Annotated in this window: 14 protein-coding genes and 1 pseudogene; 6 read left to right on the top strand and 9 right to left on the bottom strand. The window is 57.7% G+C overall.

The features are described 5' to 3' along the window. Positions 1–56: 56 nt before the first annotated feature. The 5 genes from JFT81_RS24105 to JFT81_RS24085 are packed head-to-tail and all read right to left on the bottom strand — an operon-like array spanning position 57 to position 3,633. Positions 57–698, bottom strand: a complete 642-nt coding sequence (locus tag JFT81_RS24105) for a hypothetical protein (RefSeq protein ID WP_242485645.1) — start codon at positions 696–698, stop codon at positions 57–59. Beyond that, complete coding sequence (locus JFT81_RS24100; protein ID WP_242485644.1) at positions 695–1,336, bottom strand: hypothetical protein; 642 nt, start codon at positions 1,334–1,336, stop codon at positions 695–697. The genes JFT81_RS24105 and JFT81_RS24100 overlap by 4 nt, the downstream gene beginning before the upstream one ends. Beyond that, positions 1,333–1,962, bottom strand: a complete 630-nt coding sequence (locus tag JFT81_RS24095) for a hypothetical protein (protein WP_201229555.1) — start codon at positions 1,960–1,962, stop codon at positions 1,333–1,335. The genes JFT81_RS24100 and JFT81_RS24095 overlap by 4 nt, the downstream gene beginning before the upstream one ends. Continuing rightward, entirely contained in the window at positions 1,962–3,119 is a 1,158-nt protein-coding gene (locus JFT81_RS24090) for a hypothetical protein (RefSeq protein ID WP_201229553.1), read from the bottom strand. Before JFT81_RS24090 ends, JFT81_RS24095 begins: the two co-directional genes overlap by 1 nt. A 16-nt stretch (positions 3,120–3,135) precedes the next feature. Beyond that, positions 3,136–3,633, bottom strand: coding sequence for a PAAR domain-containing protein (locus JFT81_RS24085; RefSeq protein WP_122593099.1), 498 nt, complete (start codon positions 3,631–3,633; stop codon positions 3,136–3,138). Positions 3,634–4,207: 574 nt separating this feature from the next. On the opposite strand from JFT81_RS24085, the pseudogene JFT81_RS24080 reads away from it, so the two are divergent. After that, positions 4,208–4,574: pseudogene (locus tag JFT81_RS24080) on the top strand (hypothetical protein). Between the two features lie 132 nt (positions 4,575–4,706). Here the strand turns inward: JFT81_RS24080 and JFT81_RS24075 are convergent. Beyond that, positions 4,707–5,474, bottom strand: a complete 768-nt coding sequence (locus JFT81_RS24075) for a TerC family protein (protein ID WP_008084323.1) — start codon at positions 5,472–5,474, stop codon at positions 4,707–4,709. 70 nt (positions 5,475–5,544) lie between these two features. After that, complete coding sequence (locus JFT81_RS24070; RefSeq protein WP_201229551.1) at positions 5,545–6,852, bottom strand: CitMHS family transporter; 1,308 nt, start codon at positions 6,850–6,852, stop codon at positions 5,545–5,547. A 321-nt stretch (positions 6,853–7,173) separates the two neighbouring features. On the opposite strand from JFT81_RS24070, the gene JFT81_RS24065 reads away from it, so the two are divergent. After that, entirely contained in the window at positions 7,174–7,575 is a 402-nt protein-coding gene (locus JFT81_RS24065) for a GFA family protein (RefSeq protein ID WP_201229550.1), read from the top strand. On the opposite strand, the gene JFT81_RS24060 is transcribed toward JFT81_RS24065, so the two are convergent. Further along, a complete protein-coding gene (locus JFT81_RS24060; RefSeq protein WP_201229549.1) occupies positions 7,576–7,902 on the bottom strand; it encodes a DOPA 4,5-dioxygenase family protein in 327 nt (108 codons plus the stop codon). It lies immediately after the preceding gene. Between the two features lie 83 nt (positions 7,903–7,985). On the opposite strand from JFT81_RS24060, the gene JFT81_RS24055 reads away from it, so the two are divergent. After that, entirely contained in the window at positions 7,986–8,651 is a 666-nt protein-coding gene (locus JFT81_RS24055) for an NAD(P)H-binding protein (RefSeq protein ID WP_201229548.1), read from the top strand. A gap of 71 nt (positions 8,652–8,722) precedes the next feature. On the opposite strand, the gene JFT81_RS24050 is transcribed toward JFT81_RS24055, so the two are convergent. After that, positions 8,723–9,673, bottom strand: coding sequence for a LysR family transcriptional regulator (locus JFT81_RS24050; protein ID WP_201229547.1), 951 nt, complete (start codon positions 9,671–9,673; stop codon positions 8,723–8,725). A 114-nt stretch (positions 9,674–9,787) separates the two neighbouring features. On the opposite strand from JFT81_RS24050, the gene betC reads away from it, so the two are divergent. The 3 genes from betC to JFT81_RS24035 all read left to right on the top strand — a co-directional run bounded on the left by betC (position 9,788) and on the right by JFT81_RS24035 (position 14,019). Further along, entirely contained in the window at positions 9,788–11,302 is a 1,515-nt protein-coding gene (gene betC / locus JFT81_RS24045; protein WP_201229546.1) for a choline-sulfatase, read from the top strand. A gap of 16 nt (positions 11,303–11,318) precedes the next feature. Further along, complete coding sequence (gene choX / locus JFT81_RS24040; protein ID WP_201229545.1) at positions 11,319–12,239, top strand: choline ABC transporter substrate-binding protein; 921 nt, start codon at positions 11,319–11,321, stop codon at positions 12,237–12,239. 211 nt (positions 12,240–12,450) lie between these two features. Further along, positions 12,451–14,019, top strand: a complete 1,569-nt coding sequence (locus tag JFT81_RS24035) for a SulP family inorganic anion transporter (RefSeq protein WP_201229544.1) — start codon at positions 12,451–12,453, stop codon at positions 14,017–14,019. Positions 14,020–14,099: the final 80 nt, after the last annotated feature.

The raw sequence follows: 14,099 nt of genomic DNA, 5'->3' as shown, positions 1-14,099 counted from the left end.
TGACACGCCGCCATCGCTGGCAAGCCAGCTCCCACAGGGTTTGCGGCTTTGCAGCATCAATCGCTGAAATGGTCTCTGCTCAGGCCAACGTCAATTAAATATCTGGCTGTTTCTGCATCCCGCTCGTCGCAACGCGCATAGCACTTGATATGCATCAACAGGCTGTATTTGTGCGGAACCAGCAGAATGACCCCATCCGCCTGATCAAAAAGCTTCGCTTGTAGCTGTCGCTTTTCATCATCGCTTTGCACTTTGATCCAATCATTTCCCTCAACGGGTTCAGGAATCCAGTTGGCGTCCCTGAACATCGCTTGCAGCTCACTCAAAAGTTTCACCGTCTGATCGAAGGGAAGTGTTTCAACCATTGGAGACGTTGTTATGCCGTCTACTTTTCCTTTGGTGTAGCCCACCGCCCCGTAGATGGTTTTGGGCAAAGTGAAGCCATGTTCAGGGTCATCAAAAGTGATCACGACCGGACTGCTAATCCAGGTCGAGTCGGCCTTGGGCGGGTCACTTGGGTACATGGCTGTTTTCCGCTCAACAGGAAAACTGGAGTCTTTGCCGACTTCGGCATATGGCTTGCCGATGTGAACAACCAGAACATCCATCGGATAGTGGAAAGACGTCAGGCATACATACAGCGCGAAACACGCTGCTCTGCGCCAGTATCGACTGCACCACTTGTACCGATTACTCATGCTCCGCTTCGATCCCGACCCACACTGATATCAATCAGATATTGCGCAGTCGTCGGATCTTGCTTGTCACAGCTTGCGTAGCACTTGATCAAGAGCAGCAAGCTGTACTTTCCCGGTACGTACAAATCAACGCCAACAGCTTGATCAAAGAGTTTCGTCCGTAGCCGCTCACGTTCCGCAACGGAGTCAAGATTGAACCAGTCGTTTTTTTCCAAAGGCTCAAGCTTCCATCCTCGCGATTTGAGATTGATTTGCGTAGCAACCAATCGATCCAGAGCTTCTGCGAACGGCAAAGTTTCTGTCATGGGCGAGGTCGTCAGTGTCGAGATTTTCTGGCTTGCGTACGTCACAGCGCCGAATACAGTCGGGGGAAGTTTGAAGCCATGAATAGGATCGTCAAACTCAACGACTGTGGGACTACTTATCCAGGTAGAGCTAGGATGGGGAGGTTCGCTGGGATAAATCGCAGTATGTTTTTCCAGGTCGGTGGTCGAATCCCTTTCAACGCTTTGGTAATGCTTGCCGATGTGAACACGCAAGACGTCCATCGGATAATGAAACGATGTGATGCAGAGAAGCAGCGCAAAAAACAGCGGTCTCTTCCAAAAGCTCCGACGAGTCCAATAGCGGATCCTCATTCGCTGTAGTAATCCTTTCCTACGCTGACATCGATCAGATATTTCGCCGTGTTCGGATCACGCTCGTCGCACCGGGCGTAGCATTTGACGTTGAGTGCCAAACCATATTTATGAGGCACCAGCAGCATCACGAGGACGACTTGATCGAACAGCATCTTCTGTAAAGCGGTTTTATCCGCTTCGTTATCGACTGAAAGCCATGCATTGTTTTCGCGATCTCGCGGCTGCCAACCAGCCTCTTTCAGTGTTGCTTGTAACTGCTCAATCAACGGTACCAACTGTTCGAATGAGACGGTCTCCAACATTGGAGAGGTTGTGATGGTCGAAACTTTTTCTTTTCTGTAACCCACTGCGCCGAACTTAGTAGGCGGCAAAGCGAAGCCATATTGTGGGTCGTCAAATTTCACCACTACAGGACTGCTGATCCAAGTGGAGTCCACCTCGGGTGGATCACTTGGGTACACAGCTGTTTTCGCCTTGACCGAAAATGTGGAGTCACGCTCAACATTTACGTAGGGTTTCCCAATATGGACAGAAATGATGTCCACGGGTCTTGGTCCGCTCAAAGCGTAAGCAATTAACCCCAGACACAAAACAATCGCCAAACCCCAAGGCAATTTGCGCATCACTTCACTCCTCCCCCACTGGCAATTTCCGAAATGGAGGTTTTCAGTTGAGCATGCGTAATGGGATTTTTCAGCAGAGCGTCGAACTGCGTTGCTGCACGTAACACAAACTCCATTCGCTGATCCTTGTCTGCCAAGTCAGCGACTGGGTTGCGACTGAAAGCTACCTTTCGACTGTCAGGAGCTTTGCACTGGCTTGCCAGCGTTAACTGAATTTCTTCCGGCAGTCCGGAAAATAGGCCTGTTACTACAGAGGCTACGTCACCCGCCTGAGTCCCTCTCATAAGCAATGCAAAATGCTGTACGTCGTACATAGCTGGTTGAAGAATATTCAACTGCTCATGTCGTGCCATCGACCTGACACTCTCGCTAACGTCACCGACATCAATTGCCTGAAACGTTTCGGAGATTTCGGAGTGATTAATACCGAACTCGACTTTATCTGCGATGGGCCAAAGCACATCATTTTTGAGCTTGATGCGATCGGGAAGACATTTTTCCATTTCCTTGAATCCGCGCACCATAAAAAAACGATGCAACGGATACACGTCTAAAAAGAGTGCTGTGTTCCCTAGCGCCAGCATCTCGTGAACATACTTCAATTCTTCTTGAAGAAAGGCAATGGCATCACTAGACAGTGGATCACTCGCCAAAGGAACCGGGTTCTGTTGCTTGGCCTCATCCCACTGCCGCCACAGCTCAGGGTCAGAGCGCAATCTGTTCACCACTATGCGCTCATACAAATCCTTGGGTTGGCTGTCTTTAAGGGTTCGGTAAGCCTTCTTTTCCGCTTCGATTCGCTGGTCGAGAGTGGCCGCATGCACGAGCCCACACCCCACCTGCTTCGAAGCAAACGCCGCCAGTCCCGCCCACTGAAAGCGGTTATCCGCCAACCACAGCTGCGCGTACGCGGCGTTGATTTTGCGGTTGCGGGCTTGGGGGTCGGCGATGAGGACGCCGCCGGGGGCGACCCAGTCTTCGGCTTCTTTCTGGAAGCGGCGCCACAGGCAGTTGCAGGTCAGCAGCGGGACTTCGACGCGGGTTTTCGGGTTGGGGCCGGCGGTGTTGGTTTCGCGTTTGCAGGTGGGCAGCTCGCAGGTGCTGTCCCAGAGTTTTTTCATGTCCAGGTCGTCTGGAGCGATGCATTGTCCGGTCATGGTTCTTCCTTGAAAGTCAGGCTGTCCAGCGCACGATGGCCAGGTCCGGCTGGCGCGTGGCGACGCTTTGGGTCATGCCTTTTTCGTTGGTCTGGCCTTTGACGATGCGGCCTTCGGCGGTTTCGATTTCGTAGCCCTGTTCGGCGATGGGTTCGCCGTTGCCGGCGCTGACCGCTTTGAATTCGATCAGCGGCTGGCCAACGATCGGCAGCGGCGGAATGAACGGCGCGGGCGTGTGCGAGCTGCCGATGATGACGTCACCGGAGCCGCCGACCACGACGCCGCCATGGCTGGCGGTGCTGTCGAGGGTCATGGCGTTTTTGCCGTTGATGAACACCGTCGCGGAGAACGCGCCATTGAGGGCTTGGCCGCAGGTGCAGGTGTCGCCGAGGCGGGCGGCGGCGAGGCCATTGAAGAAGACGTCGCCGGAGCCGCTTGCAATCGGGTTGGTGCCGTGACCGGGAATGGGGCAGGTGGTCGGGTCGGTGACGCGCGCGGCGGGTTTTCCAGACATGAACACTCCTTGTTTGTCGTTTGAGGCGAGCGGGGAAGCTAACGAGCGGAGCGGGGGGCGTCAACCTTTGAATCCCGTTTCAAAGGGTTGCGATGTGTCACTGTGGGAGCGAGCCTGCTCGCGAATGCGGTGGGTCAGCCAGCCTGGTTCTCGACTGTGATGACCCTTTCGCGAGCAGGCTCGCTCCTACAGGTTATGTGTCTCATCTTGAAGAGGTTAAACGCGGATTTTGCTGGGTGTTTAAGCACACGCAGTGTTACGTCCGAAAGGCTACAAAACCTTGCGCCGTTGCCTACGGTTACGCCAGAATCCGCCGGCTTGTGCGCCTTGGGGCGGGGTTCTATCGTTGGCTGGCCATTGCTCATCAGTGGTCGGGTTTAGCAGCTCGCTGATTCCACGCCGCACAAGTCTCTATCAGTCAGGTATCCGTTCCTGCACTTGATGGTGGCTGTGCGCAGGGCACCTTCGGGTGCGCCGATTGCGTGGCTCATCGGTCTGCTAACCTGCGTACAGCTGCCACCCTCATCGTTTAGCAGCGAGTTGGTTGCAGCCTCACCTTTAGAGGTTTGAGCCCATGTCGAAGATAACGCCAGATCCACCAAACACCGACCCCTCCCAGCACGACCCAGCCGTCGAAGCTCAACGAATGAAAGAAGCCGCCGATCGCGCCCTCGATTTCTATCTCTGTCCCGGTCTCAAACAAGACCCCCGGCGCACCACGCAGACCCAGCAGCATTTTCCTCATCGATCCCGCCGTGGATAACGAAACCCTGTTGGTGCACGCCAGTGAATCACTGGCGTCAGCGAACATCATGGCCAGCGATCTGGCCGGGTTTATCGACGGGCCGCAGCGCCGTTCGTTGCTGGGGATTGCGCAGGTGATCATGCTGGGTGAGTTGGCGGTAAATCGGGTGCTGGATAATCTCGTTCCGCCTGCCTGAACGCAGAAACAACTGTGGGAGCGAGCCTGCTCGCGAAAGCGGTGGATCAGCCAACAATGTTGTCGACTGACACTCCGTCTTCGCGAGCAGGCTCGCTCCCACAGGGGTACTGCATATTGCTGGACTAGCGGGTTACTGGCCCGGGATGTCCTTGCGCAGTTTTACCGGATCCTGCTGCTTTTTCTTCTTGGCCATCGCGCCGCGCAGCTTGATGTTGATCGCTTCCACGGCCAGCGAGAACGCCATCGCGAAGTAGACGTAGCCCTTCGGCACGTGCACGTCGAACGACTCGGCAATCAGCACGGTACCCACCACCAGCAGGAACGACAGTGCGAGCATCTTCAGCGACGGGTGCTTGTCGATGAATTCGCTGATCTTGCCCGAGGCCAGCATCATCACCAGCACTGCGACGATAATCGCCGCGACCATCACCGGCACGTGGGAAACCATACCCACGGCAGTGATCACCGAGTCCAGCGAGAAAACGATGTCGATGATCGCGATCTGGATGATGGTGTAGAGGAAGTTGCCGCCCTTGCCGCCTGGCGAGTCGTCGCTTTCGTCTTCGCCTTCCAGTGCGTGGTACATCTCCTGGGAGCTCTTCCACAGCAGGAACAGACCACCGAAGAACAGAATCAGGTCACGGCCGGAAATGCCCTGGCCAAACACTTCGAACAGATCGGCGGTGAGGCGCATGACCCAGGTGATCGACAGCAGCAACATGATCCGGGTGATCATGGCCAGGCCAAGACCGAAGATCCGGGTGCGCTGCTGCATGTGTTTGGGCATGCGGCTGACCAGGATCGAAATCATGATGATGTTATCGATGCCGAGGACGATTTCCAGGGCAGTCAGGGTGAAGAAGGCAACCCAGATTTCAGGGTTGGTCAGCCATTCCATGTGTATTCCTTTAAGCGTTTGTTAAACCAGGACGCCAGCAAGCCGCTGGCGTTTTGGTCGGTTGATGCCGTTACAAAGTGCTGAACAGCGGGAAAGTCCCCAACAGCAAGGCAGCCACCAATATGCAAAGGCAGACCAGGACTGCCCATTTCAGGGTAAAGCGTTGATGGTCACCGAACTCGATGCCGGCCAGCGCCACCAGCAGGTAAGTCGATGGAACCAACGGGCTGAGCAAGTGGACGGGCTGACCGACGATCGAGGCACGGGCCATTTCCACCGCGGTGATGCCGTAATGGCTGGCCGCTTCGGAGAGCACCGGCAACACGCCGTAGTAGAACGCGTCGTTCGACATGAAGAACGTGAACGGCATGCTCACCAGCGCCGTGATCACCGCCAGATACGGGCCAAGGAAATCAGGGATCACTGCCAGCAGACTTTTCGACATGGCGTCGACCATGCCTGTTCCGGAGAGGATACCGGTGAAGATACCGGCGGCGAAAATCAGACTGACCACTGACAGCACGCTGCCGGCGTGGGCCGCGACACGATCCTTCTGCTGTTGCAGGCAAGGGTAGTTGACGATCATCGCAATACTGAACGCCACCATGAACAGCACTGGCAGCGGCAAGAGGCCGCCGATCAGGGTGCACATCAACGCCAGGGTCAGCAGGCCGTTGAACCAGATCAGTTTCGGACGACGCGCATCCGGGAACTGCGACACGCTGATTTCGCTGTGATCGATCTCATCGCCGATCAGGTGCAGCTCACCCAGACGCGCACGCTCACGTTTGCCGTAGAAGTAGGCAATCAGCAGGATCGCCACCACACCGGCAGCCATGGCTGGAATCATCGGCACGAAAATATCCGACGGGTCGACATGCAGCGCACTCGCGGCACGGGCCGTCGGGCCGCCCCATGGGGTCATGTTCATCACGCCACCGGCGAGAATGATCAGCCCGGCCATGATCCGCGGGCTCATGCCGATGCGGCTGTACAGCGGCAGCATGGCGGCCACGCAGATCATATAAGTGGTCGCGCCGTCACCATCAAGGGAAACGACGAGCGCCAGCACGGCGGTACCGACCGAAACTTTCAACGGGTCGCCCTTGACCAGTTTGAGGATTTTGCGCACGGCCGGGTCGAACAGGCCGGAGTCGATCATCAACGCAAAGTACAGAATGGCGAACATCAGCATCACGCCGGTCGGCGCGAGCTTGGTAATGCCTTCGAGCATCATCGGGCCGATCTTCGGCGCAAAACCGCCGAACAGGGCAAACAGGATCGGGATGATGATCAGAGCGATCAGCGCGGACAGGCGCTTGGTCATGATCAGGAACATGAACGTGATGACCATGGCGAAGCCAAGGAAAGTCAGCATGGGAATACTCCAGGCGTAGCGCGGCTAGTTGAGTGAGCGGATCGGGGTGAGATCAGCGCAGAACGGGAAGCACGAGACGTACGGGCGGAGTGACAGCGAGGAGGCGGGTTGCAGAGGACATCAGATCACCATTGTTGTTGTTAATTGGGCCGCACGGGCGAGGAATCACACGCATGGCCAACCGGTCTGTTGCCGGAGGTGGGGCGATCCTAATCGGGGAAGCTTTCAGCCAGCTTTCGCTGGAGAAAGCTTTGAATGAACGGTCAACCGATCGTCGGATACGGCTAGAGTCAACAAAAACGGGGTAGGGGAGTGATGCAGATGCACGAATCGCACAGCGGCGGCTGCCATTGCCGACATATTCGCTATCAGTTCAGCGGCGCGCTGCATGACATCGCCCACTGTCATTGTTCGATCTGCCGCAAGGTCAGCGGCGGGATTGTCACGACGTGGATCACCGTGCCAGCAGCGCACTTCCAATGGTTGGCGGGGACGCCGTCGCGCTATCACTCATCGGACAGTTGCACGCGGTTCTTCTGCCCGAACTGCGGCGCGCAATTGGCCCTGGCGACGTTGCTCAGCCCTGAAAGCATCGACGTAACCATCGCCACGCTGGATCACCCGGAGCTGGCGCCGGCCGAGCGGCATATCTGGACGGACAGCCAGTTGCCCTGGCTGCATCTGGACGAAAACCTGCCGGGCGAATCCGAAGAGACGATCTGATCAAAAAATAGACAGATCCAGCGGCCGTATCGCCCCCATCCAGATTGCGTGCTCGGTGTGATCGAGCAAATCATCGCCGGTGTCCGGGTGCAGGAATACCACCAAGCCTTTGCGGTTCAGCGCCAACCACGGCAACACGTCGCTGATCAGCTCAGGGCCGAAGGCCAACTGGCAGCTCCAGTCCGGGTGCGGACCGACCGGTCTTTGGTGAACACGGCCCATTTTCAATGGAAACAACTGTGCCGCCTGCTCACATAACGCACGCGCCTGATCGATGCTGCTGGCGTCGTAATAAACGTGGGCGTGATAGCCCCTGATCGTCTGCATCGCAAACCCTCGCAAATCGGTTCGAACCCTCGGTGTTGCGCGTATGTCACACGCCTTACAAGGGACAACAAAAGGGCTCAGCCATGAAAAATGCCGAAACCCCCACGGTGAAAGTGGTGCTCTATGGTGCCATGGCCAGCCTGGGCGGTGCGTTGATGGCTGAAATGCTGCGCCGTCAGCATGAAGTCATCGCCATTCTCGACGACCTCAATGCGCTCGCGCCACGTCCGGGTTTGCGCACCAAGAGCGGCGATCTGTTCGACGCCGAGCGGGTCAATCAAAGCGTTGCGGGAAGCTCGGCGGTCATCTGTTTACTGGATGCGCCGGGGTTGCCGTTCAGCAGCGATCACGTTGAACGCTCCGTGGTGTTGGGGCCCGTCGAGCAAGTGCTGGCCGTTGATGCACTGGTCGACGGGCTGCAAGCGGCCAATGTCTCGCGGCTGTTTCTGGTCGGGGATTTCGCCGTGCTCGATGAGCCGGATCTGGAGGATCGCCTGCAACGCCACGCCGCCGAGGAAATCCGTGAAGCGCTGCAAAGCAGCCCTCTGCATTGGACGCTGGTCAACGCGCCGCATGGCGTGGCCGGGCTGACAATCGAGCATTTCAGTCAGGTCGGCGGCAATCTCGAGCCGGGATTGGCCGAGCCACTGGAACGGCTTAATCGGGTGGCGGTGGGGATTGCCGATGAGCTACGGCTGAATCTGCATGTGGGTCAGCATGTGAATTTTGTCGCGTCTTCAGACTCGTAAAGATCGCCGCCTGCAGCAGCTCCTACACGGATCTCATGCAGGAGCTGCCGCAGGCTGCGATCCTCTGATCCTCAAACCGCAATCGAAGGCAATGCCAACCCACTGAGAGATTCAGCGCTGCCAGCCTGTTCCGCCATCAACCAATCCACAAACTGCTGAATCAACACCCCACGCCGTTTGCGTTGTGGCAGCACCACGTAATACCCCAACCGCGACAGCGTCGTTTCAGCAATCGGCCGACACAACAAACCTTGGGTCAGCAAGTTATCCACAAGGTGCCGCCAGCCAATTGCCACGCCTTGGCCGCCGATCGCCGCTTGAATCAACAGCGTGTAATTGTCGAAACGCAACTGCCCCGGCGCCGGCGGCGTGCTGATGCCCAACTCGCGAAACAGACCACTCCAGTCAAACCAGTTACTGCTGTTTTCCCCGCGCAGGTGCAACAGCGGCAATTCCAGCAAGGCCTGAGCACCGAGGGGCGTCGGACGATCCTTGAGCAATTGCGGGCTGCACACCGGGAATACTTCTTCGCTGAACAACCAATGGCTTTCTCCCTGCTTAAAGCGACCATCGCCAAACAGGATGGCGACGTCGATATCGGTGCGCAGCATGTTGTGGTTGCGTTCGCTGGTGACCAGGCTGACATCGACGTGCGGATTGGCTTCGTGGAAGCGGTGCAGGCGCGGCATCAGCCAATACGCGGCGAAGGCGAAATCGGTGGCGACTTGCAGCACCTCATGTTGCTGCTGTGCGCTGATTGCGCTCAATCCTGCGTCGATGTTCTGTAAACCAAGGCTAACTTGTTCGAACAGAATGACGCCAACTTCAGTCAGCTCAATGCCCCGGTAGATGCGATCAAACAGGCGTGTGCCGAGCTGTTCCTCCAGCCGTTTGATCTGCTGACTGATCGCCGGTTGTGTGGTGCCCAGCTCGACCGCCGCCGCAGTGAAACTGCGCTGCCGGGCCGCGGCCTCGAAAGCACGCAACAGGTCGAGCGACAGATCACCAAGGGCTTCATACATAAGCTGTGCTTATCCTAGTCATTGCCCGTCACGGGCTTTACCCGACAGAGCATGGACTCCATGCTCGATCGCAGCAATGTCGCATAAATATTCACTATGGAATGCCGCGATCACATGAAGCGCAAGAATATTCTTTTCATCATGGCCGATCAGATGGCCGCGCCAATGTTGCCGTTCTACGGCCCGTCGCCAATCAAACTACCGAATCTTTCCCGCCTCGCCGAACAAGGTGTGGTGTTCGACGCCGCTTACTGCAACAGCCCATTGTGCGCGCCGTCGCGCTTTACCCTGGTCAGCGGCCAGTTGCCGAGCAAGATCGGCGCCTACGACAACGCTGCCGATTTCCCTGCTGATGTGCCGACTTACGCCCACTACTTGCGCCGGCTCGGCTATCGCACCGCGCTGTCGGGCAAGATGCATTTTTGCGGCCCGGATCAACTGCACGGCTATGAGGAACGTTTAACCAGTGATATCTACCCGGCTGACTACGGGTGGACAGTGAATTGGGATGAGCCGGACGTGCGGCCGACCTGGTATCACAACATGTCCTCGGTATTGCAGGCCGGACCGTGCGTGCGGACCAATCAACTCGATTTCGACGAAGAGGTGGTGTTCAAGGCGCAGCAATACCTGTTCGACCACATCCGTGAGGACGGCGATCAGCCGTTCTGCCTGACGGTGTCGATGACGCACCCACACGATCCGTACACGATTCCCAAGGCCTTCTGGGATTTGTACGACGATGCCGATATCCCGGTGCCTACAACACCGGACCAACACGATCTGGATCCGCACTCCCAGCGTCTGCTCAAGGTTTACGACCTGTGGGATAAACCGCTGCCTGTGAACAAGATTCGCGATGCGCGCCGGGCGTACTTCGGTGCGTGCAGCTATATCGACGCCAACGTCGGCAAACTTCTGCAAACGCTGGAGGAAACCGGGCTTATCGATGACACGATCATCGTGTTCTCCGGTGACCACGGCGACATGCTTGGCGAGAAAGGCCTCTGGTACAAAATGCACTGGTTCGAAATGGCGGCCCGCGTACCACTGTTGATAAGTGCGCCGGGGCAGTTCGGCGCGGGCCGCGTCAGTGCCGCCGTATCCACCGCCGATCTTTTGCCAACGTTTGTAGAACTCGCCGGCGGCACGCTGGAACCAGGTCTGCCGCTGGATGGACGTTCACTGCTGCCGCATCTACAAGGGCAGGGCGGCCACGACGAGGTCTTCGGCGAATACATGGCCGAAGGCACGAACAGTCCGCTGATGATGATCCGTCGCGGCGCCTACAAATTTATCTACAGTGAAAGCGACCCTTGTCTGCTTTTCGACGTGGCCAACGATCCACGCGAATTGGAAGAACTCAGCCAATCACCGCAACATCGCCAACTGTTCGACGAATTTCTCGCCGAGGCACGCGCCAAATGGGACATCCAGGCCATTCACCGCGAGGTACTCGCCAGCCAGCGCCGTCGCCGTTTTGTCGCCGAAGCGTTAACCATCGGCAAGCTGAAGAGCTGGGATCACCAGCCGCTGGTAGACGCCAGTCAGCAGTACATGCGCAACCACATCGACCTCGATGATCTGGAACGCAAAGCACGTTATCCACAACCCTGCCAAAACCAATAATGTTAAGGGGAAGTCCATGCGTAAGTTATCCACAGTAGTGACGGTTGGCCTGCTCGCGCTGAGCAGCGCCTCGGCATTTGCCGAGCAAAGCTGTGAAACGGTGAAGATGGCGGACCCCGGCTGGAGCGACATCGCCGCGACCAATGCGATCACCGGGTTTCTGCTGGACGGCATGGGCTACAAGGCCAAGGTCGACACCCTCGCGGTGCCGATCACCTTTGGCGGTTTGAAGGACGGCCAGGTGGATGTCTTCCTCGGCAACTGGATGCCGGCGCAGCAGGGTTTCTACGATAAGTTCGTCGCAACCGGTGATGTCACGCAACTGGCGAAGAACCTCGACGGCACCGAGTTCACCCTCGCTGTGCCGGACTACGTGTGGGACGCGGGTGTGCATAACTTTGCCGACCTGAACAAGTACGCCGACAAATTCGAGCGCAAGATCTACGGCATCGGCTCCGGGGCGCCGGCGAATATCTCGCTGCAGGAAATCATCAAGAAGAATGATTTCGACATGGGCCAGTGGAAGCTGATCGAGTCAAGCGAACAGGCGATGCTGGCTGAAGTGTCACGGGCGGTGAAGAAACAGAAATTCGTCACCTTCCTCGGCTGGACACCGCACCCAATGAATGTGCAGTTGAAAATGCATTATCTGAAGGGTGGCGAGAAATACTTCGGTGATACCGGCAGCGTGTTTACCTTGACGCGTAAAGGCTATGCCGAGGCGTGTCCGAATGTGGGTAAATTGCTGACCAATCTTTCGTTCACTCAGGAGATGGAGAACAGCATCATGGCCGAGGTGGTGAACAAGAAAGTCAGCAATGCCGACGCGGCGAAGGCGTGGATCAAGGCGAATCCGGCGGTGCTGGATAAATGGCTGGACGGCGTGAAGACGGCTGACGGGAAGGATGCGTTGGCGGCCGTAAAAGCCAAGCTGTAACGATAACCAACAGTTGACCCACTTCCTGTGGTGAGGGGATTTATCCCCGTTGGGCTGCGAAGTGGCGCCAAATCCAGTATTCACGGTGTATCAGGTAAACCGAATGCGATGGTTTTGCGACTGCTGCGCAGCCGAACGGGGATGAATCCCCTCCCCACAATGATTGCTGTGTCCTGATAGGCTTGCCTGAAAACCCCAACCGCGAGGACCCATGGCCTTCCCCAGTCGCCGCTCACTCTTGCCCTTCCTCACCTGGCTCCCGCGGCAAACCCGCGCCAGCGTCGGACGGGACCTGATCGTCGGCCTCAGCGGTGCGATTCTCGCCTTACCCCAGTCGATTGCCTACGCGCTGATCGCCGGCCTGCCACCCGAATACGGCCTCTACGCCGCGATCATCCCGGTGTTGATTGCTTGCCTGTGGGGTTCTTCGTGGCATCTGATCTGCGGGCCGACGGCGGCGATTTCGATCGTGCTCTACGCCAGCGTCAGCCCATTGGCCGTGCCGGCCTCGCAGGACTACATCACTCTGATTCTGTTGCTGACGTTTCTGGCAGGGATTTTCCAGTGGCTGCTTGGCTTGCTGCGCTTTGGCGCGCTGGTGAACTTCGTCTCGCATTCGGTGGTGCTCGGCTTCACCCTCGGCGCGGCCGTGGTGATCGCCATTGGGCAGTTGCCGAATCTGCTCGGGCTGGAACTGCCAGCGAAAGCCACGGCGCTGGCCAGCCTGATGGATTTGCTGCAACACCTTGGGGCTGTGGATAAACCCTCTTTGCTGCTCGGCATCGCTACCGTGGTGGTCGGCGTGGTGCTGAAACAACTGCTGCCGCGCTGGCCTACGCTGTTGATCACGCTGGTATTGGCCAGCGTGTTGGTGTGGCTGTGGCCGGCGATGTTCGGCCACGTGCATCTGGTCAGCGCTTTTGTCGGCCGCTTGCCGCCCTTCAGCGGGTTGCCGCTGGACCTGGATTTGATCCTGCGCTTGCTGCCCAGCGCCGTGGCGGTGGGCATGCTCGGGCTGGTCACCAGCCTGTCGATTGCCCGCTCGATTGCTGCGCGCTCGCAGCAATTGCTTGATGCCAACCAGGAAGTCCGTGCGCAGGGTTTATCGAATATTGTCGGGGCGTTCTTTTCCGGATCGTTGTCCGCCGGATCATTCACCCGCTCGGGATTAAGTTATGAGGCAGGTGCCTGCTCGCCGCTGGCCGGAGTGTTTTCGGCAATCTGGGTCGCGCTGTTCGCGATTTTCGGCGCCGGGCTGATCGCGCACATTCCGATCCCGGCGATGGCGGGCAGCATTCTGCTGATCGCTTGGGGACTGGTCGATCATCGTGGCATCCGCGCATTGCTGCGGGTCAGCCGTGCCGAGTTTGTGGTCATGGCCCTGACGTGTCTCGCCACATTGCTGCTGGAGTTGCAAACGGCGATCTATGCCGGGGTGCTCGCGTCGCTGTTCTTCTACCTCAAGCGCACGTCGCAACCGCGCGTGCAGCATTGGCGTGACGACGAGGACGATGTGCTGCGGGTCGGCGGCTCGATCTTTTTCGGCGCCAGCCATTACCTGCAAGTGCGTCTGCAACGCTTGCACGGCGCGCGCGTGGTGATCGAGGCGCAGCAGATCAACTTCATCGATTATTCGGGGGTTGAGATGCTGCATCAGGAGGCACGGCGCTTGCTGAGCCAGGGTCGCAGTTTGACCCTGCGTGGGGCGCGGCCGCAGGTGGTGGAGGAATTGAGGAAGCTTGAAGGGCCGGAGAAATGTCCGATCCGGTTTGAGGATTAATTCAACAAACACCGCATCCCCCTGTAGGAGTGAGCCTGCTCGCGATAGCGGAGTATCAGTTGAAGCATTTGCGTCTGACA

It is taken from the genome of Pseudomonas sp. TH43, from assembly GCF_016650635.1.
Taxonomy (GTDB): domain Bacteria; phylum Pseudomonadota; class Gammaproteobacteria; order Pseudomonadales; family Pseudomonadaceae; genus Aquipseudomonas.
This window is presented reverse-complemented; position numbering and strand designations above follow the sequence as displayed.

Bases quoted from the DNA above. Each gene is read 5' to 3' on its own strand.
- JFT81_RS24105 (WP_242485645.1), bottom strand. From the start codon at position 698: ATGAGTAATCGGTACAAGTGGTGCAGTCGATACTGGCGCAGAGCAGCG.
- JFT81_RS24100 (WP_242485644.1), bottom strand. From the start codon at position 1,336: ATGAGGATCCGCTATTGGACTCGTCGGAGCTTTTGGAAGAGACCGCTG.
- JFT81_RS24095 (WP_201229555.1), bottom strand. From the start codon at position 1,962: ATGCGCAAATTGCCTTGGGGTTTGGCGATTGTTTTGTGTCTGGGGTTA.
- JFT81_RS24090 (WP_201229553.1), bottom strand. From the start codon at position 3,119: ATGACCGGACAATGCATCGCTCCAGACGACCTGGACATGAAAAAACTC.
- JFT81_RS24085 (WP_122593099.1), bottom strand. From the start codon at position 3,633: ATGTCTGGAAAACCCGCCGCGCGCGTCACCGACCCGACCACCTGCCCC.
- JFT81_RS24075 (WP_008084323.1), bottom strand. From the start codon at position 5,474: ATGGAATGGCTGACCAACCCTGAAATCTGGGTTGCCTTCTTCACCCTG.
- JFT81_RS24070 (WP_201229551.1), bottom strand. From the start codon at position 6,852: ATGCTGACTTTCCTTGGCTTCGCCATGGTCATCACGTTCATGTTCCTG.
- JFT81_RS24065 (WP_201229550.1), top strand. From the start codon at position 7,174: ATGCACGAATCGCACAGCGGCGGCTGCCATTGCCGACATATTCGCTAT.
- JFT81_RS24060 (WP_201229549.1), bottom strand. From the start codon at position 7,902: ATGCAGACGATCAGGGGCTATCACGCCCACGTTTATTACGACGCCAGC.
- JFT81_RS24055 (WP_201229548.1), top strand. From the start codon at position 7,986: ATGAAAAATGCCGAAACCCCCACGGTGAAAGTGGTGCTCTATGGTGCC.
- JFT81_RS24050 (WP_201229547.1), bottom strand. From the start codon at position 9,673: ATGTATGAAGCCCTTGGTGATCTGTCGCTCGACCTGTTGCGTGCTTTC.
- betC (WP_201229546.1), top strand. From the start codon at position 9,788: ATGAAGCGCAAGAATATTCTTTTCATCATGGCCGATCAGATGGCCGCG.
- choX (WP_201229545.1), top strand. From the start codon at position 11,319: ATGCGTAAGTTATCCACAGTAGTGACGGTTGGCCTGCTCGCGCTGAGC.
- JFT81_RS24035 (WP_201229544.1), top strand. From the start codon at position 12,451: ATGGCCTTCCCCAGTCGCCGCTCACTCTTGCCCTTCCTCACCTGGCTC.